The sequence below is a fragment of the Janthinobacterium sp. Bl 1 genome, from assembly GCF_058215535.1.
This window is the reverse complement of record NZ_CM177086.1, coordinates 297,224-318,816: the sequence shown is the minus strand read 5'-3', so window position 1 is coordinate 318,816 and position 21,593 is coordinate 297,224. Positions and strand designations below refer to the sequence as shown.

The 21,593-nt window shown below is 65.1% G+C and carries 18 protein-coding genes; 8 read left to right on the top strand and 10 right to left on the bottom strand.

Translation table 11 applies throughout. The features are described 5' to 3' along the window. Positions 1-8: 8 nt before the first annotated feature. The 4 genes from AC4BCN_RS01355 to AC4BCN_RS01340 are packed head-to-tail and all read right to left on the bottom strand — an operon-like array spanning position 9 to position 6,143. Entirely contained in the window at positions 9-1,397 is a 1,389-nt protein-coding gene (locus AC4BCN_RS01355) for an efflux transporter outer membrane subunit (protein ID WP_490492400.1), read from the bottom strand. Further along, positions 1,394-4,486, bottom strand: a complete 3,093-nt coding sequence (locus AC4BCN_RS01350; RefSeq protein WP_490492399.1) for a MexW/MexI family multidrug efflux RND transporter permease subunit — start codon at positions 4,484-4,486, stop codon at positions 1,394-1,396. Before AC4BCN_RS01350 ends, AC4BCN_RS01355 begins: the two co-directional genes overlap by 4 nt. A gap of 15 nt (positions 4,487-4,501) precedes the next feature. After that, the gene (locus AC4BCN_RS01345; RefSeq protein WP_490492398.1) at positions 4,502-5,614 is read right to left on the bottom strand and encodes an efflux RND transporter periplasmic adaptor subunit; all 1,113 of its coding nucleotides are present in this window, start codon (positions 5,612-5,614) and stop codon (positions 4,502-4,504) included. Positions 5,615-5,660: 46 nt separating this feature from the next. Then, complete coding sequence (locus AC4BCN_RS01340; protein WP_485880893.1) at positions 5,661-6,143, bottom strand: DUF2165 family protein; 483 nt, start codon at positions 6,141-6,143, stop codon at positions 5,661-5,663. Between the two features lie 123 nt (positions 6,144-6,266). On the opposite strand from AC4BCN_RS01340, the gene AC4BCN_RS01335 reads away from it, so the two are divergent. Beyond that, positions 6,267-6,926, top strand: coding sequence for a helix-turn-helix transcriptional regulator (locus AC4BCN_RS01335; protein WP_490492397.1), 660 nt, complete (start codon positions 6,267-6,269; stop codon positions 6,924-6,926). Here AC4BCN_RS01335 and AC4BCN_RS01330 read toward each other — a convergent pair. Beyond that, positions 6,923-8,188 (bottom strand): MFS transporter, encoded by a 1,266-nt coding sequence (locus AC4BCN_RS01330; RefSeq protein ID WP_490492396.1) that lies wholly within the window; start codon positions 8,186-8,188, stop codon positions 6,923-6,925. The genes AC4BCN_RS01335 and AC4BCN_RS01330 overlap by 4 nt on opposite strands. A 112-nt stretch (positions 8,189-8,300) precedes the next feature. Between AC4BCN_RS01330 and AC4BCN_RS01325 the strand changes: the two genes are divergently transcribed. Further along, a complete protein-coding gene (locus AC4BCN_RS01325) occupies positions 8,301-9,200 on the top strand; it encodes a LysR substrate-binding domain-containing protein (RefSeq protein WP_490492395.1) in 900 nt (299 codons plus the stop codon). On the opposite strand, the gene AC4BCN_RS01320 is transcribed toward AC4BCN_RS01325, so the two are convergent. Then, positions 9,197-9,949: an SDR family oxidoreductase gene (locus AC4BCN_RS01320; RefSeq protein WP_128140692.1), complete on the bottom strand. Its 753-nt coding sequence runs from the start codon at positions 9,947-9,949 to the stop codon at positions 9,197-9,199. The two genes, AC4BCN_RS01325 and AC4BCN_RS01320, sit on opposite strands and share 4 nt — an antisense overlap. Positions 9,950-10,066: 117 nt before the next feature. Continuing rightward, positions 10,067-11,098 (bottom strand): methyltransferase domain-containing protein, encoded by a 1,032-nt coding sequence (locus tag AC4BCN_RS01315; RefSeq protein WP_490492394.1) that lies wholly within the window; start codon positions 11,096-11,098, stop codon positions 10,067-10,069. 131 nt (positions 11,099-11,229) lie between these two features. On the opposite strand from AC4BCN_RS01315, the gene AC4BCN_RS01310 reads away from it, so the two are divergent. Further along, a complete protein-coding gene (locus tag AC4BCN_RS01310; RefSeq protein ID WP_490492393.1) occupies positions 11,230-12,117 on the top strand; it encodes a helix-turn-helix domain-containing protein in 888 nt (295 codons plus the stop codon). A gap of 57 nt (positions 12,118-12,174) precedes the next feature. After that, positions 12,175-12,579, top strand: a complete 405-nt coding sequence (locus AC4BCN_RS01305) for a VOC family protein (protein WP_490493566.1) — start codon at positions 12,175-12,177, stop codon at positions 12,577-12,579. A gap of 118 nt (positions 12,580-12,697) precedes the next feature. Here AC4BCN_RS01305 and AC4BCN_RS01300 read toward each other — a convergent pair whose 3' ends face one another. Then, a complete protein-coding gene (locus AC4BCN_RS01300; protein ID WP_490492392.1) occupies positions 12,698-15,568 on the bottom strand; it encodes an insulinase family protein in 2,871 nt (956 codons plus the stop codon). A 283-nt stretch (positions 15,569-15,851) separates the two neighbouring features. Here AC4BCN_RS01300 and AC4BCN_RS01295 point away from each other — a divergent pair, with 283 nt between their 5' ends. The 4 genes from AC4BCN_RS01295 to AC4BCN_RS01280 all read left to right on the top strand — a co-directional run bounded on the left by AC4BCN_RS01295 (position 15,852) and on the right by AC4BCN_RS01280 (position 19,797). Further along, positions 15,852-17,264, top strand: coding sequence for a HAMP domain-containing sensor histidine kinase (locus tag AC4BCN_RS01295; protein ID WP_070303184.1), 1,413 nt, complete (start codon positions 15,852-15,854; stop codon positions 17,262-17,264). Continuing rightward, positions 17,261-17,803 carry a hypothetical protein gene (locus tag AC4BCN_RS01290; RefSeq protein ID WP_223279060.1) on the top strand — a complete coding sequence of 181 codons (543 nt, stop codon included), beginning with the start codon at positions 17,261-17,263 and terminating at the stop codon, positions 17,801-17,803. Before AC4BCN_RS01295 ends, AC4BCN_RS01290 begins: the two co-directional genes overlap by 4 nt. Next, the gene (locus AC4BCN_RS01285) at positions 17,800-19,167 is read left to right on the top strand and encodes a sigma 54-interacting transcriptional regulator (protein ID WP_034752548.1); all 1,368 of its coding nucleotides are present in this window, start codon (positions 17,800-17,802) and stop codon (positions 19,165-19,167) included. The genes AC4BCN_RS01290 and AC4BCN_RS01285 overlap by 4 nt, the downstream gene beginning before the upstream one ends. A 267-nt stretch (positions 19,168-19,434) precedes the next feature. Beyond that, positions 19,435-19,797, top strand: coding sequence for a BON domain-containing protein (locus AC4BCN_RS01280; RefSeq protein WP_034752546.1), 363 nt, complete (start codon positions 19,435-19,437; stop codon positions 19,795-19,797). Positions 19,798-19,896: 99 nt separating this feature from the next. Here AC4BCN_RS01280 and AC4BCN_RS01275 read toward each other — a convergent pair whose 3' ends face one another. Together AC4BCN_RS01275 and rhaM are read right to left on the bottom strand one after the other, a co-directional pair. Then, positions 19,897-21,270, bottom strand: coding sequence for an FGGY-family carbohydrate kinase (locus AC4BCN_RS01275; protein WP_490492391.1), 1,374 nt, complete (start codon positions 21,268-21,270; stop codon positions 19,897-19,899). Positions 21,271-21,278: 8 nt separating this feature from the next. Then, positions 21,279-21,593 (bottom strand): L-rhamnose mutarotase, encoded by a 315-nt coding sequence (rhaM, locus tag AC4BCN_RS01270; protein ID WP_490492390.1) that lies wholly within the window; start codon positions 21,591-21,593, stop codon positions 21,279-21,281.

Genomic DNA, 21,593 nt, shown 5'->3' with positions numbered 1-21,593 from the left:
CAAAAATACTACATAGTTTGCCCCCATCCCAGCGCCTTGTACAGGGCAATCGCATCGATGTAGGACGCCGTTTCCGCCAGCAGCGCCTCGCGCCGGATATCGTACAAGGCGCGCTGGTTTTCCAGCACGGCCTGGTAGCTGCCGGAACCGCCCTGATAGCGCGTGCTGGCGATGCCGAGGGCCGCGTTGCCATGGCGCGCCGACTGCAGCAGGGACGCCAATCGCGTCTGGTTTTCCGCCAGTTGCGTGACGGCGTTTTCCACGTCTTCCTGCGCCAACAACATCGTTTGCTCATAGCGCGCCAGCGCGCCCTGCGCTTCGGCTTGCGTGCCGCGCAAGCGTGCCTTGACGCTGCCCAGGCGGAAGGCCGGATAGCTGACCGATGGCGCCACCTCGAAGGCGCGCGCACCGCCGTCGAACACGCCGCTGCCGCGCAGCGCAAAGAAGCCCAGGAAACCGCCCAGGCTCAGGCGCGGATACAGGTCGGCCGTGGCGGCGCCCACGTCTTCGCTGGAGGCGGCCAGCAGGCGCTCGGCGCGCACCACGTCGGGACGCTGCTTGATCAGGCGATTCACGTCGCCGAGCGGCAGCTGGCCCGCCAGCGGCGCCTGTTGCCGGGGCGTGGTCGCCAGCGCGATGGCGCCTGGCGCTTGTCCGCTCAGCACATCGAGCCGGTACTGCGCCTGGCGCAAGCCCGCCTGCAAGGGCGGCAGCATCGCTTCGCTGCGCGCCAGGTTGGCCAGCGCGTTATGGCGCTCTTCCGGCAAGCCGCTGCCGGCGCGGATGCGCGCGTCGGTCAATGCCACCGTGTCGCGCCAGCTGTGCACCTGCGCCTGCGTCAGCGCCAGGTTTTGCTGGTAGCCCAGCGCCTCGTAGTAATTGCGCGCCACTTCGGCGGCGATCGTCAGCTGCACCTGCCGCAAGTCCGCTTGCGCCGCGTCGGCGCGCGCCTGCGCCGAGCGGCTCATGTGCCCGAGGCGGCCGAACAGGTCGATCTCCCATTGCGCATCGAACCCTACGCGCGTGCTGGCGCTGGCGGCGCGGCTGTCTGGCGTGTCCTGCTTGACTGCGCGCTGCCATCCCGCCTGGCCCGTGACGGTGGGCAGTTCATCGAGCCGGCGTTCGTCGAAAACGGCACGCGCGGCCAGCAGATTCGCCTGCGCCTCGGCGATATCGAGGTTGTGTTCGAGCGCGCCGGCGATCAGCTGCGACAGGCGTGCATCGTCGAAAAACGTCCACCAGGCGGCCTCGCTGACGGCGCCCGCGCCCGGTGCGAATTGCGCTTGCTGTGGACTGGCCAAATGGATGTCGGGCGTGCCCGGCGTGACATAGGCGGGGCTGACGGCGCAGCCGGCCAGCACGGGGAAGAGGGCGACAAGATAACGGTAATGTTTCATGGGGATTCCTTCAGCGCCTGCGACAAATCGCGTGCGCGCGGCGTGGCATGGTCGGCCGTGTGGCGGCGCGCCAAAAAGGTGTAGACGGTGGGCAGCACGAACAGGGTAAAGAAGGTGCCGATCAACATGCCCGAGACGATCACCACACCGAGGCCGAAGCGGCTGTTGGCGCCCGCGCCCGAGGCGAACAGCAGCGGCACCAGGCCCACCACCATGGCCGCCGTCGTCATCAAAATCGGGCGCAAGCGGATCTGCGCCGCCCTGCGTATGGCCGTGATGCGGTCGAGCCGTTCATGCACCTGCAATTCGTTGGCAAATTCCACCATCAGGATGCCGTGTTTGCTGATCAAGCCGATCAAGGTCACGAGACCGATCTGCGTATAGATGTTGACGGTGGCGTAGCCCAGGGCCAGCGGAATCAGCGCGCCGCAGATCGACAGCGGCACCGTGATCAAAATGATCAACGGGTCCGTCAGGCTTTCATACTGCGCCGCCAGCACCAGGTAGATGACGACGACGGCCGCGAGGAAGGCCAGCAGCAGGGCATTGCCTTCCGTGGCGAACTGGCGCGCATCGGACTGCCAGTCGTAGCTGAAGCCCGGCGGCAGGGTCTTGGCCACGCCATCGAGGAAGGCGACGGCGTCACCGAGGGTCACGCCGGGCGCCGGCACGCCCTGGAAGGTGGCCGCATTTTGCTGGTTGAACTGCGTCAGCATATTCGGCTCGATCTGTTCCGTCACCGAGACAACGGCGGACAGGGGCAGCAGGCTGCCATCGTCGGCGCGCACGTACTGCTGCGTCAGGGCTTGTGCCGTGAGCCGCTGTTCGCGCGGGCTCTGCGCGATGACGTCGTAGGCGCGGCCATCCATGCCGAAGCGGTTCAGATAATTTTCGCCCACCAGCACGGCCAGCGACTCGCCGATATCCTGCATGCGGATGCCCAGGCTGTTCGCCTTGGAGCGGTCCACGCGCACTTTGACCACCGGGTTGTTGTAATCGAGGTCGCTGTCGACGACGGCAAACAGGCCGCTATCGCGCGCACGCTGCTTGACGTCTTCCATGGTGCGGAACAGGGTGGCGTAATCCTGCGCGCTGCGCAGCACCATCTGCACGGGCAAGCCGCCGCTCGATCCCGGCAAGGGCGCCAGTTGGAAGGCGAAGATGCTCGTGCCTTCCACGTCGCCCACCGCATGCTGCAATTCGGCCTGGATGACGGCCGCGTTGCGCGCGCGTTCGGCCCACGGCGTCAGGTTGATGCCGCCGATGCTCGATGCCGGACCCTCACCGCCATTGATGATCCAGCGCGAGTCCGTTTCGGGGATATTTTTGTAGATGGCATCGAGCTTGTACGAAAAGCGCTCGACGTAATCGAGGTTGGCGTGCTGCGGCGCCTTGATCGCCGTCAGTACGCTGGCCTGGTCTTCCGCCGGCGCCAGTTCGCGCTGCGGCAGCAGGTACAGAAACGGCAAACTGACCATCACCAGCGCGGCGAAACCGGCACTGAGCCAACGGTGGTGCAGCGAGCGGTCCAGCAGGCGCGCATAGCGCGAGGTCAAGCCTTCGAAGAAATGCTCGGCGGCGCGTGCCATGCGCCCTTCCGATTGTTTGGGCTGCAGCAGCAAGGAGCTCATCACGGGCGACAAGGTCAAGGCCACCACGCCCGACACCACCACGGCGCCGGCCAGCGTGAGCGCGAATTCCTTGAACAGCGCGCCCGTGAGTCCCCCCATCATGCCGATCGGTGCATACACGGCGGCCAGGGTGATCGTCATGGCGATCACGGGGCCGGCCACTTCGCGCGCGCCGACGAGGGCGGCCGCCACGGGCGTCTTGCCTTCCTCGATATGCCGGTGCACGTTTTCCACCACGACGATGGCGTCGTCGACCACCAGGCCCACGGCCAGCACCATGGCCAGCAGGGTGAGCAGATTAATGCTGAAGCCGAAGGCCAGCATCAGCGCCGCCGCGCCCAGCATCGACAACGGGATCGTCACGATGGGTATCAGCACCGAGCGCAAGGAACCCATGCACAGGTAGATGACGATGACGACGATCAGCAGCGCTTCGAGCAGGGTGTGCGCCACCTCGTCGATGGACGACTGGATGAAGCGCGCCGTCTCGAACGCCAGTTCGACTTTCACTCCCGGTGGCAGGGTTTTCTGGATTTCGGGCAGCAGTTTTTTGATGCCGTCGACGATCACCAAAGGGTTGCCGCCCGGGGTGGGCGACAGGCCCAGGTACACGGCCGGCACGCCGTCCATGATGCCGCTCGTCTCCGTGGCGGCCGCGCCCAGTTCCACCGTGCCCACGTCTTTCAGACGCACGAGCGACGCGCTGTCATCGCCGCCCTTGCGTATGACCATGTCGCGGAACTCCGCCACGCTGGTCAGATCCGTGTTGACGCTGATGTTCGAGACGACGAATTGTCCCTTCACTTTGCCGGGCGCCGCCTGGTAGTTATTGCGCCGCACGGCGTCGGCCACGTCGGCCGCCGTCAATCCGCGCGCCGCCAGTTTCGCCGGGTCGATCCACAAACGCATGGCCAGTTGCTGGCCGCCATACACGTCGACCTTGGCCACCCCGTCGATGGTGGCGAACATCGGTTGCACGACGCGCGCCAGGTAATCCGTCAGCGCGGGTGCGGACACGCTCTCGCTGGCAAAGCCGACATAGGCGACGGCCGAGGAATCGCCGGCCGAGCGTTCGATGACGGGGTCGAAAGCGCCTTCGGGCAGCTTGTAGCGCACCTGGTTGACCTTGGCCATGACTTCCGTCAGCGCCTGCGTGGAATCGCGATTCAATTCCATGCGCACGGTGACCGTGCTGCTGCCCTGCACCGACGACGACGTCAGGTAATCGATGCCTTCCACCGACGATACGGCTTGCGCGATCGGCTGCGTGACAAAACCCTGCATCAGTTCCGCCGAAGCGCCCGGATACGTGGTTTTCACCGTGATGGTCGACGATTCGAGCATCGGGTATTGGCGGATCGGCAACTGCAGGATGGCGACCACGCCCAGCATCAAAATCAATGTGCTGATCACCAGCGCCAGCACGGGGCGGCGTACGAATAAATCGGTAAATTTCATGGTGATGTCTTTCCTTTACGAGCCGGCCTTGGGCGCGGCGCGTTTTACTTCGTCCAGGGTATTGGCGACCGCTTGCACGGCCATGCCATCGGCCAGTTTCAGTTGGCCCGAAGCGACCACGCGCTGGCCCTCGCGCAAGCCGTCGAGGATGGCGATCCGGCCCCCTGCCCGCTCGCCCAGTTTCACGCCCACGCGCTTGACGGTGAGCGGCTGTTTTCCTTCCTGCTGCGCGACGAAGACCGTGTCGCCATACGCGCTGTAGGTCACGGCCGTTTCCGGCACCGTCAGCTGCTGGCCCGCCTCGCGCGCCACGCGCACGTTCGCATACATCCCCGCTCTGAGCGCGCCGCGCGGATTGGCGAGCACCGCCTGCACCTGCACCATGCGCGAACGAGCGATCAGCGGATCGATGGCATTGATCTTGGCCGTGAAGATGTCATCGGGATAAGCATCCACCAGCACTTGCACGGCCTGGCCTGGCGCCAGCTTCGCGCTGCTCTGTTCATCGAGGGCGAAGTTCACCATCAGCGACTGCGTGTCGATCAGGCTGGCCACCGTGTCGGCCGCGTTCAGGTACTGGCCCGCGTGCACCTTGCGGATGCCCAGCTGTCCGGCGAACGGCGCGCGGATGGTCTTTTGCGCGATCAGCGCCTCCGTCTGGCGCACGTCGCCCAGCGCCGCATCGCGCGCGGCCAGCGCACTATCGAGCTGCTCCTGCGTGGCCGCCTTTTCCTTGACCATCTGCGCGGTGCGCGCATGGCTGCTTTCCGCATTCTTCAGCTGCGCGCGCTGGCGCAGCAGGGCCGCCTGTTCCGGCGCATCATTGAGCTGGACGAGGATGGCGCCAGCCGCCACGCTCTGCCCTGATGCGAAGCGGATCTGCGTGATGCGCCCGCCCGTCTCGGCCGCCACCTGCACCTGGCGCGCCGCTTCCAGTTCGCCTACGCCAGCGAAGTAGCGCTCCTGCGTGCCCAGTACGACGGGCACCAGCGCCACCTTGGTGGCAGGGTAGGCGGCGGCATCGGCCGCATGCGCAGTGGCTTGTGATTCAGCGCGCGGATAGAGCGCGGCGCCCGCGACGGCCAGGGTGATGGCCAGCGCGCAGGCGCCGACGATTTTCGTATTCATGATGAAGTCCTTTACAACTGGGAAGAAGAGGCGCAGCGGAGGCTGATCAGGTCCGCTGCGCGTTGAAAAGAAAGAACAGGCCGATGGTCCATAGCAGCAGCACCAGGTGCGTCGTCTGCAAGCCTTCCTGCGCGATCCAGTAGCCGAACCACAGGCCGCCCAGGTGCATCAGCAGCAAAAAGGCGGCCATGGCGCACAAGGCCAGGTTCAGCCAGGGCAGCGCCTGCGTCAGCGAGGCGCCGAAGAACAGCGCCACGCCCGTCCAGGCGGCGATGGCCGCCAGCAGTTGCAAGGCCAGCACCACGCCCAGCGACAGCCGGTGCAGGGTCAAGGACGTGAGCGCGCGGCGCAGCAGCGGCGTCTGGATGGTCGGATCCTGGCGCAGCGGGTCCATGCGCATGGTGTTGCCGATGGCCCAGACGGAGCCGTGGAAGGCGTGCAGGTTGTTGATGGCGGCCAGGGTCAGCCAGGTGGCCAGGCCGGTAGCGAGAATGGCGTGAAACAGCCAGATAGAGTGCTGCAGCTGCATGGGAATCCCGTCCAAAGAGTGTCTTGCTGGCATGCAGACGTGGAAACTCCTCGACAGCGGGGAGCTACCGGCCTATTATGCAAGCAATTAGTTGGTTAACTGGCCCCATGATAGTTGAGCGAAATGAATTACACAAGTAAACGTTTGGATAATGGCGAGGCACCGCAAACGACGGAGCGCATCCTGTATTTCATCAAGACCAAGGGACCCGTCTCCACGGCGACCCTGGCCAAGACCCTGGACATGACGGGCGAGGCGGCGCGCCAGCAAGTGCAAAAGCTGGTGGCGGTGGGCTTGATTGAAGGAAGGCAGGAAGCGCAGGCGGGCGCCGGCCGGCCGCGCCAGAACTGGGTCTTGACGGAAGCGGGCAATGCGCGCTTTCCCGACACGCATGCGCAGCTGACGATCAAGCTGATCGGTTCCGTGCGCCAGCTGTTCGGCGAGGCGGGCCTGGATAAACTCATCACGCAGCGCGAAGAGGAAAGCCGCAGCGCGTATGCGCTGGCGTGCTCGGCGCCGGACTTGCCCACGCGGCTGCAGCAGCTGGCGGCCGTGCGCGACGAGGAGGGTTATATGGCGCGCGTGGAAGCGGACGGCGACGACTGGCTGCTGATCGAAGACCACTGCCCCATCTGTGCCGCCGCGCGCACCTGCCAGGGCTTTTGCCGCTCCGAATTGCAGCTGTTCCAGGAAGTGGTGGGGCCGAACGCCAGCATCGTGCGCGAGCAGCACGTGCTGGCCAATGCGATGCGCTGCGTCTACCGGATCAGGGCGCTACCCTAAGCTTTCGGAAACAGCGGGCGGGCCAGCAGCGCCACCAGCCCCGCCAGCCACCACACGACGGGCCAGTTGCTGGCCGCCAGCAAATGCGGGATGGCAATCGGCGTGAGGAACAAGCCCACGTAGACGGCCGTGTTTGCCATGCCCAGCGCCGTGCCCGCGTTGGCGCCGCCCGCTTCCGTGGCCAGCTCCGTGTAGGCCACGCCATGCCAGGCGGACACGGCGATGCCGGCCAGTACCACGGCGGCCATCAACAGCCAGCCCGGCGCCTCGCAGCCGGCGTGCATGCCCAGCAAAATGAAGCAAGCCAGCGCCACCAGGGCCGCGCCGCGCAGGAAAGCGGGCCGGTTTGCGTGGCGGTCCGTGTGGCGTCCGCTCCAGATGCGCATCACCATGGCGCCCACCTGCAGGGCCACCATCACGGCCGTGATTCCCGCCAGGCCCAGGTGGCCGTCATCGTGCAGGAACACGGTGGCAAAGCTGAGCACGGCAAACTGTGGCACGCACAGCAAGCCGATGGCGGCCACCATGCGCCAGACCTTGCGGTTTTTCAGGGGCGATGTTGCCTGGTCTTTCATCAGGCCCGTGGGCGCGTTGTGCGGCCCCGTGGCGGCCTCGGCGGAGAAATCGGGCTCATGCATCCAGCGCCACGTAAAAAACGCCGACAGGCCGCATACGAGGGCCAGGGCGCCAAACACTGGCATGAAGCCATAGCGTGAAGCCAGGCTGGGCAGGACGAGGGCGCCGAGGCCACCGCCGAACGGCACGGCCGTCTGGCGGATGCTCATGGCGAAACCCCGTTCGCCGGGGCCGAACCAGCGCATCACGGCGCGGCCGCTGGCGCCATTCACGCTGCCGCCCAGCACGCCGACCAGGGCCAGCCCGGCCGCCAGCGCCCACAGGGGCGGCACGGCGCCGTCAGCGGGCGTGATCCACAGCAGCAAGGTCAACAGCGCCAGCATGGTGCCCAGCAAGCCGGTCAGCAGCACGGGGCGGTCGCCCCAGCGGTCGGTGGCCATGCCCCACGGCAATTCGGTCATGGCCACGCCCAGGCCCATGGCGCCCAGCGCCACCCCCAGTTCCGTATTGCTCAGGTGATAGCCGCTGCGCAGCCAGATGGCCGTGGTCGGCATGCCATTGGCGGCGGCGGAAAAGGTGGCATTGGCCGCCACGCCGACGGCCAGTACTTTCCAGCGGTGGGCTTCGCCCAGCGCTGGCGTGGTGGCGGGGACAGGAACAGGAACAGCTTGGCAATTGGTGCTCATGGCAGGGACAGGAAAGTGGTTGACCCTGACAGTGTTGCGCAGTACGATCATTCTGAATATCAGATAATTTACGTTAAACCATCCCATAAAACAGGACGATTGTATTGATGCCATGAGCTTGCTTAATTTTGACATCGCCTTTCTGCGCAGCTATGTGGCTGGCATCGAGCTGGGCAGCTTTGCCCGCGCGGCGGACAAGGTGGGCCGCTCCACCTCGGCCGTCAGCGCGCAGCTGAAAAAACTCGAGGAGCAGGCGGGCATGCCCCTGTTTCGCAAGGATGGACGGGGACTGGCGCTGACGCCGGCCGGCGAAGTCTTGCTCGGTTATGCGCGCCGCCTGCTGGAACTCAACGACGAGGCGGCCGTCGCCTTGCGCGGCGCGGAACTGGAAGGCTGGATCAGGCTGGGCTTGCAGGAGGATTTTGGCGAAGCCTTGCTGCCTGACGTGCTGGGACGTTTTGCCCGCGCGCATCCGAAAGTGCGGATCGAGGCGCACGTGGCGCGCAACACGGCCTTGATGGAAGGGCTGGCCATGGGCCAGCTCGACCTGGCCCTGCTGTGGGGCGGCGCGTGCATCGCCGACGTGGCCGAGTATCCGCAGCAGCAGCGCCAGCATATTGCCGAACCGGCCATGCGCTGGATCGCCTCGTCCAGCCTGGCCTGGCGGCCCGAGTCGGGCGAGCCTTTGCCGCTCATTGCGTTTGACCGCGAATGCCTGTTCCAGCGCTGCGCCACGCAGGCACTGGACCGGGCCGGCATCGCCTGGCGCACGGCGTTTACCAGCCCCAGCCTGGCCGGCCTGTGGGCGGCGGCCGCAGCCGGGCTGGGCGTGACGGTGCGCACGGGCCTGGGCTTGCCCTCAACCGTGCGCGCGCTCGATCACGTGGCGGCGGGCTTGCCTGCCCTGCCCCCGCTGTCGCTGGAACTGCTGCGTGCGTCACAGGTGTCCAGGCCGCCCGTCGAGCGCCTGGCCAGCCTGATCATCGAGTCGCTGCAGCAAGATGCGGCTTAGAACGCCTGCGCCGTCGGGCGCAGCACGATTTCATTGATGCTCACGTCGTCCGGCTGCTCGATCGCATACGCGATGGCGCGCGCCACGGCATCGGCGGGAATGGCAATCTCGTAGAACTCCTTGACGGCCTTGGCGCTCTCGGCGTGGCTGCTGCCCTCGCTCAATGGCGTGTCCACGGCGCCCGGCAAGATGGTGGTGGTGCGGATGGTGCCGCCGCTGGCCGCCAGCTCATGGCGCAAGCCTTCCGAAATGGCGCTGACGGCAAACTTGGTGCCGCTGTAGACGGTGCCGCCCGGGCTGAAGACTTTTTGTCCGGCCACCGACGAGATATTGATGAAATGGCCGCTGTTTTGCGCCTGGAAATGCGGCAGGACGGCGGCGATGCCGTTCAACACGCCCTTGATGTTGATATCGATCATGTTGTTCCACTCGTCGACTTGCAAGGCGCTCATCGGGGCGATGGCCATCAGCCCCGCATTGTTGATCAGCACGTCGACTTTGCCGAACACGGCCAGGGCCGTGTCGATCAGATTCTTGACGTCGGCAGGCACCGTGACGTCGGTCTGGGCGATGGCGGCCTGGCCACCGGCCGCCGTGATTTCCTCGGCGATGGTATTGAGCAAATCCATGCGCCGTGCACCGAGCACGACGCTGGCACCGAGTGCGGCCAGATGGCGCGCCGTGGCTTCGCCCAGGCCGCTGCTGGCGCCGGTGATGACAACGACTTTCCCTGCGATATGTAGACTCATGATGGATTCCCTGTGGAGGCAGCAGAGTGCTGCGGATGACATCGATCAATGCTGGCACAGCTTAGCGCATTTGTATCCCTTTTTGCTATAAAAAAGATAATTACTAAATGGTAATTGTTAGGTACGAGCAATCAGCACCTGCACGGGCGCCATGGGAAAATCGCTGGCGCCGTATTGCTCCACTTGCTTCCAGCCCGTGTCGCGCAGCAGCTGCGCCAATTCACCGTGCCGTGTCACCGTGCGGCCCAGCATGCGCATCGGCAAGTAGTATGGCAGCACGCGCGCCGCATCGCCAGGCGCCGGAGCGATTTCCGCCTGCACGCAGACGAGTACGCCACCGGGTTTTAACGCCGCCTGCATCTTGCGCAAGGCGCCCGCCATGTCGGGCACGAAATGCAGCACGGACGAGCACCAGATCAGGTTGTAGCCGCTGCCGATATCGTCGCAGCCCAGGTCGCCACCCGCCGTTTCCAGGCGGTCGGATAGTTGCGCATGGGCGATGTTGGCGGCTGCCACAGCCACCGTTTCCGGCCAGTCGAAAACGCAGCCGTGCAAGCCCGCATGGGCTTGCGCCAGCGCAATGGCAACCCAGCCCGGCCCGCCGCCCACGTCGAGCAGGCGCAAGGGCGTGTTGCCGTCCGCAAACGGGGCGATGCGCTGCATCACGGACAGGGCCGCGCGCATGGTGACGGCGCGTTGTTCCTGGCCAATTTGCTGCTGCGCGGCGGCGGCCCAATTGATGCCATTGGCCGTGCTGTACGGCGCCGCCTTGCCGCCGTCGCGCACCAGCGTACTGAGCTGCGTCGCGAAGTGGCGCAGCGCATGCAGCCGGTACAGCCAGGCGTCGCCGCAAAAGGCCACGGAGTTGCGGCAGAAATACTGCAAGGTGGCGGCCGTGCAGCGGTAGCGCTGGGCATCCGCGTCGGCCCCGTCGCGCTCCAGCAGCTGCATGCTCCAGAGCAGTTCCAGCAGCAGCGCCGTGTGGGGCGCATGCAGCGACAGGGTGTCGGCCAGCTGCGCCGGCGTGTGCGGTGTGGCCAGCACATCGAAAATGCCCAGTTCCAGGGCGGCGGCCAGCCCGTCCGCCTGCACGGGCGCGACGGCCAGGTCCCAGTACGGTTGCAAAGTGTGTTGCGACGTGAACGGCATGGTGCTTCCTTTCGGCGAGATGGGCATGGAAGCTATTTTATGCAACAATGAGAATAATTATCATTTGCATTTGTATGCGGTACGGCGCATTTCGTATGCGCGACGGCGCGCAAGGACAGGGAGGAGCGATGATGGAACAGGACAGGGAAGCGGCAGGCTGGACGCGGCGCCAGCTGGACCCGGGCATGGGCGAGTGCCGCGCCGACCAGCGCCAGGTCGACCAGGGCTTGCTGCTTGTGCATTCCGATTACCGCCCGCGGCTGGCGCTCGTCGAGCAATCGAAGCATGAGGACGCGGGCGGCATGGTGATCACCATCGGCCTGGAAGGCGCGTCCGCCTACGTTACGCGCGATGGCGAACAGTTGCGTTTCCGGGGCGGCCATACGACGGTGACGGCGTTTCGCCACACGAGCGGCGAGCGCCGGTTCGAGGCGAATCAGCGGGCGGCGCAATTGCGCGTGCTGGTGGGTGAAGAAGCGCTGGCGCGCTACTGGCCGGAAGGCCTGGCGCCCCTGCTGCCCGACGGCGGCGCGCGCCAGCTGGCGCATGCGGCCACGACGGCGGCCTGCGCCCAGCACGCCCGCGCGTTGCTGCGCGCGACGGACCCGCTGGCCGTGCATATCGGCGTGCTCAGCCTGCTGGCGGAACAGCTGCGGGCACTGCGGCCGGCGCCCTCTGCCGTGCCGCGCTGGTCCGAGACCGATATCGCCAGACTGGAACGCGTGCACGCGCTGATGCAGGAACAGATGGCGCAGGAACTGACGCTCGATTACCTGTGCGCGCAGGCGGGGCTGAGCTTGTTCAAACTCAAGCAGGGATGGCGCTACCGCTACAACGACAGCCCGCAGCGCACCCTGCTGGCGCTGCGCATGCAGCGGGCAAAGTTACTGCTGGAAAATGGTTGCCAGGTGGCGCAGGCGGGCTGGCAAACCGGCTATCGCCACCCGGCCAATTTCAGCGCCGCGTTCAGCCGCTATTTCGGCTACGCGCCGAAGACCGTGGCGCGCGCGAAGGGCTGAATAGCCGGTGTAGAATCGGCGGGCAGCACATACTCATACGACCCACAAGGAGACATGATGGCCCGCAAAATCTTTGTCAATCTGCCCGTCCAGTCGCTGGAACGTTCCGTCGCGTTTTTCACGGCGCTGGGCTTCAGTTTCAATGCCCATTTCACCGATGAAACGGCGACGTGCATGATCGTTGCCGACGACATTTTCGTCATGCTGTTGACGCACGACAAATTCAAGCAATTTACGCCCAAGCAGCTGTGCGACACCAAGGTGGCGACGGAAGTGCTCGTGTGTTTGTCGGCAGAGAGCCGCGGCGAAGTCGATGAGCTGGTGGCGAAGGCCGTCCAGGCGGGCGGCAGCATCTACAAGGAGCCGCTGGATTTCGGCTTCATGTATGGACACAGTTTCCAGGATCCGGATGGACACCAGTGGGAGTTGATGTATATGGAACCTAATTCTCTCCCCCAATAGCATCGTAGGTCGGATTAGCGCGGCAGGGCCGCACGTAATCCGACAACATTGTTGGCCCGTGGTGGTGTCGGATTAGCGGCGGCTCGCCACGTAATCCGACCTGACTAGGCTGCCCGGCTTAGCTGGCCAGCGCCAGCAAATCCACCACTTCCAGCCCGGCCAGATCCTGCGTCGTATTGCCCGCAAACGCGGCGCGGCTCGGCTGGCCGTTTTTTAGCCAGGTGCGCGTGACGGCCTTGATCTGCTCCAGGGTGCAATTGAGCACGCCGGTGCGGAACTGCTGGCGCACGGCTTCCGTCGTGCCACGCTGTTGCATGTTCCACGCCGTCAGCGCTTCCGCGTACGGCGAATGCGGCTTGTCGAGGCCCTTGATGACGCAGATGATGGCTTCTTCCACTTGTTCCTGCGAGAAATCGCCGTCGAGGATCTGGTCGAGGGTCGCGCCGAAGTCGGCGAACGTGCCGGCCAGGCGCGGATCGCGGTAGGAACTCAATGTAAAGGTGCCGGCACCGGCCGCATAGCTGGCGCTGCCGCCATAGGCGCCGCCTTTTTCACGCAGGGCCGTATGCAGCACCTGGTTGGTCATCAGTTCGGCGGCCACGGCTAGGGCCGAAGCGTCCGGATTGTGCACGCCCGGCACGGCCCAGGAAATGAAGCAATGGTTGATCTGGCTTGTCGCATGCAGGGCCGTATTGGCCAGCGGCAAAGCGGCAGGTGCGACGGTTTCCGCCGGTGCGATGGCATCTGTGGTCGCTGCCGGCAATTCCAGCAAACGGGCCAGGGTGATGCCATCCTGCTCCAGGCCGGCGCACAGCACGGTCGGTTGCTGGGCGATGATGTGCGCGTGCAGGGTGTCGAGTTCACGCGCGATTTCCTGCAAGCCTGCGGACGTCTTGCTCAGCTGCTGCAAGCGGCGGTAGAACGGCAAGGCGGCCGGGCCGCCGACGATGTCGTCGAAACGGCGCGTGGGCGACAGCGGTGCTGCCGAGGCCAGCATGGCGTAGCGGTTGCCGGACTCGGCCAGGCTGGAGAGTTTGTCTTGCACCAGGCTTTCGATCAGGAAAGCCAGGCGCTCTTCTTCATCGAAGCGGGGCTTGGCGATCCAGGCCGACAGCACGGCAGCGATCGCCGCGTGTTCTTCGCGCAAGCCGCTGGCCGAGAACGACAGTTCCACGCGCATCGCTTGTTGCGGGCGGGGAATGGCTTCCAGGCCGATGTGGAACGAGGGCACCATGCTCTGGCGCCAGGCGCTGGCGTCGTCGAACGACATGTCGCCCACGCCCAGTTCCGGCGCCAGGTCCGTGTACAAACGCAGCCATGGCCACGACGCTTCCGGCAAGTTCGACACGTCGTACAGTACGTTGGCATAGCTGATGCCGTTCGAGGCGATACTGAACGCCACGGCGCCGTCGACGGCGGCAGGAATCGGCAGGGCCGGACGCGGCAAGGCGCTGACGTCGCCAGGACGGATGCGCGGCAAGACTTCGGAATTCGATGGCAGTTGCTGATGCGCTTCCAGCGCGGCGGACTCGGCTACGATGTGCTCGCGCTCGGCATCCGTCAGCGTCGCCTGCAGGGCCGCCAGCTTGGCGTCTTCCTGGGCGGCGCGGGCCGTGAAGTAGGCGCTGTCAGGCACCACGTGCGTCGTCAAGCGGGTCGGGTTGGCGATCAGCTCGCGCACCAGCTGCTTGAAGAAGGCCGGGTCTTCGATCTGCTGTTCCAGCGTTTCCAGAATCGCCGCATTGTCGAAGGCGTCCATCACGTCGCCGCCATACATAGCCAGCGGCAAGGCGTGCAGCAAGCGTCCCAGGCCGTAAGGCATGCGGCCGCTGCTGATTTCGCGCTGGCTGTACTTGATGTCGCGCAAGGCCGCGTGCAGCACGGCGGCAGGAATGCCCTCTTCCGCCGTCTCTTCCAGTGCCGTCCAGATGCGCTGGTGCGCATCGGCGATCTGTTCTTTGGTCAAACCTTCCATGCCGATGTGGAACACCATCTGGCGGATGCCCGCGTCGCGGCCATTCATGTCCGATGGACGGCCATAGCCGGCCGATTCCATGGCGCGCATGACGGGCGCCGACGATTCACCGAGCAAGCCGTGCGACAGCAAATGCGCGTGGTAATAGGCGATGGGGTCACTCGACTCACCCATCAGCCAGGCGAATTGCAGGCCGAACTCATCGTCGCGCGCTTCCTGCGACGGAATTTTGACGATGTTTTCCTGCGGCGCGGCCCACGCGGGCGCCAGCTGCGGCAGGCGGCGTTCGGAGAAACCGTTGAGCTTGGACAGCACGCGCTCGGCGACTTGCTCCTGCACGGCCGACGCTTCGATATTGCCGGCGGTCATGATCACGGCTTGCGAAGGGTGATAGTGGCTGGCGTGGAATGCTTTCAGCATGTCATGCGTCAGCTCGGGGATGTCGAGCGGATCGCCGCCCGATTCCACTTCATACGTCGTGCCTTTGAGCAAGGCGCTGGCGATACCGCTGTCGAGCGCGCGCATGGGGCTGTTGAAAGCGCCCTTCATTTCATTGAAGACGATGCCCTGGTACACGAGCTTGTCGCCTTCGAACGCATGGCGCCAGCCTTCCTGGCGGAAATTCAGGTAATCGAGGTTCGGGAAGAAGGCCGCGTCGAGGTAGACGTCGAGCAGGTTGAAGAAATCCTTGCGGTCGGTGCTGGCGAACGGATACACGGTGCGGTCTGCATAGGTCATCGCATTCATGAACGTGGCCGTCGAACGGCGCAGCATCGAGAAGAACGGATCGCGCACCGGGTAGCGCGACGAGCCGCACAAGGCCAGGTGTTCAAGGATGTGGGCGCGTCCGTCGCTCACTTCGGGCACAGTGGGAAAGGCCACCAGGAACACCATCTCAGCCTGCTCGGTATGCATGTGGATATGGCGCATGCCCGTTGCTGGCTCGACATATTGCTCGATGGTTGCCTGCAAGACTGGAATGAAGCTGCTGCTGACTTTTTCAAATGTGCTCATGCGGTATGGGATCTCTGCGGTAGGTGATTCGGAGTGTCGGTGGGGCTGCATCACATGTGGGGGCAAAGTGGCGCAATGCCAGGGCTGGGGGCCACTTTGATGCCTGTATGAAGTTTTTCCCTATTGTACTAGGAGTATCTGCGCGCCGCCGCCGACGCTTGCTTGTCGGGCGCAAAAGCAACAAGGTTGCCAAATCGGCTATTTTTGACAGCTGGCGCCCCGCAATGGAGGCTTAGCGTACCATGCGCCTTTTGCATTCCAGACTGAACCGAAGGCGCTTACCTTGTCCCGACTTTCCTTTCGCCAACTGTTATTTGCCGCCTTCATTTTGACGACGGGCATTTTGACTGCCACCTCCGTGCAAGCCCTGCTGACCCTCGAACACCTGGCGCGGCTGGGGCGCGAGACGGCGGCGCAGGCGATTGCCCTGACGGAACAGTCGCAGCGCCTGTCCGAGCGCACCTTGGCCATGGAACGCAGCGCGCGCCAATTCCTCGTGCTGGACGACCCCGTGTTCCGCGAGCGCTTCGCGGCGGCCCGCGACGAAGCGACGGCGGCGCTGCAAGTGCTGAACCGGGCCACGCCCGAGTTCGCTCCCCAGCTGGCCGACGAATGGACGGTGCAGGCGCAATCGGCGTGGGAAGTGTTACAGGCAGGCAAGCGCCGCAAGCGCGATGGCCACGCCGTCGTGTACCGCGCGTTTGCCCGCATGACGCAGATCAATGACAGCCTGGCGCGCGAAAGCAAGACGGAAATCGGCAGCCGCAACGATGCCCTGCTGGCCGAGCTGGAACGCCAGCGCCGCCTGCTGGGCGTGCTGGTCGGCGGCGCCGTGCTGCTGGCGGCCGTGCTGGCCACCTGCTTCGGCTTCCTGCTGTCGCGTCCGCTGCGCCGCATCGAGACGGCCATCGAGCGCCTCGGTGACAAGCGCTACGACCAGCCCATCGTCGTCGGCGGCCCGGCCGACACGCGCCGCCTGGGCCAGCAGCTGGACTGGCTGCGCCAGCGCCTGGCCGATCTCGATGCCGACAAGGAACGTTTTTTGCGCCATATTTCCCACGAGCTGAAAACCCCGCTGGCGGCCCTGCGCGAAGGCGTGGCCTTGCTGGAAGACGAGGTGGCAGGCAAGCTTAGCGATAGCCAGCGCGAAATCGCCGGCATCCTGCAGCAAAACACGGCGTCCCTGCAAACGCAAATCGAGGACTTGCTGCGCTACAATACCGCCGCTTTTGACGCCCAGCACTTGGCGCACAGCAAGGTCGATTTGCTGGTCTTGCTGCAAGATGTGGTGGCCGGCCAGCGCCTGCAATGGCTGGCGCGCCGTTTGACGGTCGAGGTGCAGGGTGTATCCCTGATCGTGCAGGCCGACCGCGACAAGCTGGCGACGGCCCTGGCGAATTTGCTGTCGAATGCCGTGCGCTTCAGCCCGGAAGGCGGCACCGTGCGGTTTGCCCTGTCTTGCGCAGGCGGCCGCGTGCGCATCGACTGCATCGACGAGGGCGCCGGCGTGGCGCCCGAGGATGCCGCGCGTATTTTTGAACCGTTTTACCAGGGAGTGCGCCAGGCGGCCGGCGCGCGTAACGGCAATGGCATCGGCCTGTCCATCGTGCGCGAATATATCGCCGCCCACGATGGCAGCGTCACTCTTTTACCGCGCCCCGCCGGCGCGCATTTTCGGATAGAACTGCCCTTATGATGACGAGAATTTCCCTGGCCGCCATGGCCGCCTGCGCATTGCTGTTGGGCGCTTGCGCCGCCAAGCCCCCCGTCCAGACGCCCGTGCTCGTGCAAACGCCGCCGCGCGTCGTGGTGGTGGCCGATCCCCAGCTGACCGAACTGCTCGCGTATCAAAGCGCCCTGCGCCTGATGACGCCGTCGGAACTGGTAAAAGCGCAGCTGGACCTGGCGAAAGCCGACCATGCGCCGCACAACACCATACGTCGTGCCATGCTGCAAGCGGCCTTGCGCGGCCCCGGCGATCTGGCCCGCGCGCAAGCCTCGCTGGAACCGCTGGCCACGGCCACGAGCAAGGATGCGCAACTGCTGGCGCCGCTGGCGCAATTGCTGGGCAGCCAGTATGCGGAACTGCGCCGCCAGGAAGAGAGCATCGACAAGCTCAACACGCAGTTGCGCGACGCCCAGCGCCGCATCGACTTGCTCAATGAAAAACTCGAGGCGCTGAAAAACATCGAGCGCAGCCTGTCCGTGCGCCCTGCTGCGGGAGCGCCGAAATGAGCGAGCACGCCCACATCTTATTGGTCGACGATGATCCCGACCTGCTGCGCCTGCTGACCATCCGCCTCAAGGCGGGTAACTACCGGGTGACGGCCGTGGGCAGCGCGGAAGCGGCGCTGGCGCGCCTGGCCGTGGAGTTGCCGGCCCTGGTCATTACCGACGTGCAATTGCCGGGTCGCGATGGCTTGGCCCTGTTCGATGAAATCCGCCGCCAGCATTCGGCCCTGCCCGTCATCTTGTTGACGGCCCACGGCACCATTCCCGACGCCGTCGACGCGACGGCGCGCGGCGCGTTTGCCTACCTGACGAAACCGTTCGATGGCAAGCTGCTGATGGAAAAAGTGGCGTATGCGATCAACTTGTCCACCGTCATGCCGGCGCAAGCGTCCGGCGACGAGAGCTGGCGTGCCGAGCTGATCAGCCGCAGTTCGCAGATGGCCGAGCTGCTGGCCGAAGCCAAGCTGGTGGCCGGGTCCGATGCCAGCATCTTGATACGCGGTCCCAGCGGCACGGGCAAGGAGTTGTTGGCGCGCGCGCTGCACAACGCCAGCCGCCGCGCCAAGGCGCCGTTCATCGCCGTCAACTGCGGCGCCATTCCCGAGCAGCTGCTGGAATCGGAACTGTTCGGCCACGTGAAGGGTTCGTTTACGGGCGCCGTCGGCAACCGCGAAGGCTTGTTCCAGGCGGCCGATGGCGGCACCCTGTTTTTGGATGAGATCGGCGACATGCCGCTGCCGCTGCAGGTGAAACTGCTGAGGGTGCTGCAGGAGCGGGCCGTGCGCCCCGTCGGTGCCGACCAGACGCGTCCGGTGGACGTGCGGCTCTTGTCGGCCACGCACCGCGACCTCGACGTGGCAATGGCCGAAGGGCAATTCCGCGAAGACTTGTATTACCGGCTCAACGTCGTGACCTTGACCTTGCCGCCGCTGGCCGAGCGCCGCGAAGACATCGCCTTGCTGGCGAACCATTTCCTGCAGAAACTGGCGGCCAAGTATCAAAAACCGTTGAACGGCTTCGCGCCCGATGCCTTGACGGCCCTGGTGGCCGCGCCATGGCCCGGCAACGTGCGCCAGCTGGTCAATGTCGTCGAGCAAGTGTGCGCGCTGGCCACGGCGCCGCTGGTGCCCTTGTCCCTGGTGCAGCGCGCGCTGCGCGTGCCGTCCCTGGAAGCGCTCAGCTACAACGAAGCCAAGCAGCGCTTCGAGCGCGACTACCTGATTCAGCTGCTGCGCCTGACGGACGGCAACGTGGCCGATGCGGCCCGCCTGGCCGACCGCAACCGCACGGAGTTCTACCGCTTATTGCAGAAATACGAGCTGACGCCGGCCCTGTTCCGGGCCGATGGCGACCCTGTCGCTGAATAGCGACAAAAATAAAGCGTTAAAAATCAGGGGTTTGGCGTAAAACATTGACGGTCTTGCCACAAGCTGTCGCTGCCAGGCGACAAAAAGCCCTGTTTTCCGGGCCAGATCGCCGCAAAACGGGCGGGAAAAATCGAGATCGAATGTAAGTCATTGATTTTCAAGGAAATTTAAAAGCTGGCACGGCGCTTGCTGTATGGGTAGATGTGACGCTTCAAAGTGTTGCTTTATCCAAGTAAGAAGCTTTTAACTTCATTGAGAGGAACTACCATGCAAACATCGAAACTGTTCAATACCCTGGTTGCCGCTATCGTTCTGTCGGGCGCCTCGATCACCGCTTCGCATGCCGCTGACTCCGCACCAAAAGCACAAGCTCCTGCTGACACCGTCGTGGCCGCCAACGCTGCCGCAGCCGTCCCTGATGAAACCATCACTTCCTCGGCCAAGGCCGCCCTGAGCGCCGATGCGCAAGCCGCTGCCCTGCCAGTCAAGGTAGCAACCCAGCAAGGTGTGGTCGTCCTGTCGGGCGACGTGCCGAGCGCCGAAGCGGGTGACCGCGTCGTGCAGATCGTCGCTTCCGTGAGCGGCGTGAAAGAAATCAAGAACGAGCTGAAAGTCAAAGCCGCCGGTTAATCCCCTCGCGCTGTACTTTACTCCGGGTTGCCCTGTCTGCGGACAGGGCATTTTTCGTTTACACCTGCACTGGTGTTGTCGGATGACGGTCCTGCGGACCTAATCCGACCTGCAAATCGCCCTCCATTGCGCACGGTACGCGGTTAAACCATTCACTTCCATCATGGGCTCCAGCGTCGCCCCCATCGCCGGTACCTCGCCCCAGCGGTGCAGCATCCAGCCGCCGCACGTCGTGCCGCTGGCGTCTTGCGACACGCTCACTTCCTGCCCTGGCCGCAAGGCCGCCAGCAGGGCGGCGAAATGCGGGTTGTCCGTGAAGCTGCCTTCCACCGTGACGGGCCCTTGCGCCTCAAGGGCGTCCAGGCAATAATCGCTCATCAGCGCGCAATACAGGGTGGCCAGCGCATAGCGTTCCTGGGCCGTACGTGGCGCCGGTCCGGCGATGCGCCCCGCCTGCCCGACGAAGGGGCCGCCGGACTCGGCAAAACAGGGCAGCGCCAGGCTACCCTGCTTGACCAGGCGGGCGATATCGTCCACGCCGCACACTTGAGGTTCGCGGCCCGCCAGCACGGCAAATTCGCGCCCGCCCATGAAGCGCATGCAGGCCACGGGGTGGCCCAGCGCATGCACATTGGCCAGCATGTCGGCCGTTTCATCGAGCCGGCCGAGGGGCGCGCCCAAGGCGGCGGCAATGGCCCAGGTGCCGGTCGACAAGACCGTGCGCGACTGGGCTTGCTCTTGCGCATCGAGATAACGCAGCAGCGAGGCATTGCTGTCATGGATGCCGCACAGCACCTGGCAATCGGGCAGCAAGCCATTGCTCTCGCGCCACTGCGGCAGCACCGGTCCCAGCGCCGTCCATGCCGCTTGCAGTGGGGGAAACAACGGCGCCCAATCCATGGTCTCCACCAGCGACGAATAGGCCCCTTGCTGCGGCTGCCACAAATCCGTATGGCAACCGAGCGAGGTCACTTCGCTGGCGGCCACGCCCGATAGCCGCCAGGCCCAGTATTGCGGATAGGTCAGGATATGGCGCGCGCGGGCAAATTCCTGTGGGTAGGTTCTGGCGAGCCAGAACAGTTGCAAGCCCAGGTTCAGGCCGCAGGGCAATTGCGGCGACAGGCTGTCGCCGAACGCGGGCCGCAAGCTGGCATACTCGGCCGCCAGCGATTGGGGCAAGGTCGATTCATAGTCGAGGATGGGCAGCACCAGGCCGGCATCGTCGACCAGCGCCGCCGTGGCGCCGTGCGTGACGGGCACGATGGCGGTGACGTGCGCCAGGCGCGCAAAGGCGGCCAGGCCCGTTTGCAGCCAGTCCCACAGGCGCTCCGTATCGTGGTGCGGGTACGGCCCTGCGTGCACGATGCTGTTCGGGCGGCGCTCTTCGGCCAGGATGGCGCCGGCGGCGTCGAGCAGGGTCAGCTTGGCATTGGTCTTGCCGATATCGAGTACTACGGTGGCGTCGATGGTCACGGCCGTCCTTACGCGAGGTGAAACATGGGGGTTAAAGGCACGGCGACGGGCGACGCATCGGCCTGGGTTTCCATCAGGTCGGCCATGTGCGCCCACCAGCGGCGCATCACGGGATGCTGCGGCAGCGCCTCCATCATGTGGCCGTCCACCCGGCGCAGCACGGCGAACAGCGCGCCCGTCTCCTCATCGAGAAAGATGCTGTAGTCGCGCACGCCGGACTCCTGCAGTAGGCTGGCCAGCTCGGGCCAGATGGCGTCGTGGCGGCGCTGGTATTCGGCGGCATGGCCGGGTTTCAACTGCATCTTGAAAGCGATCTGTTGCAT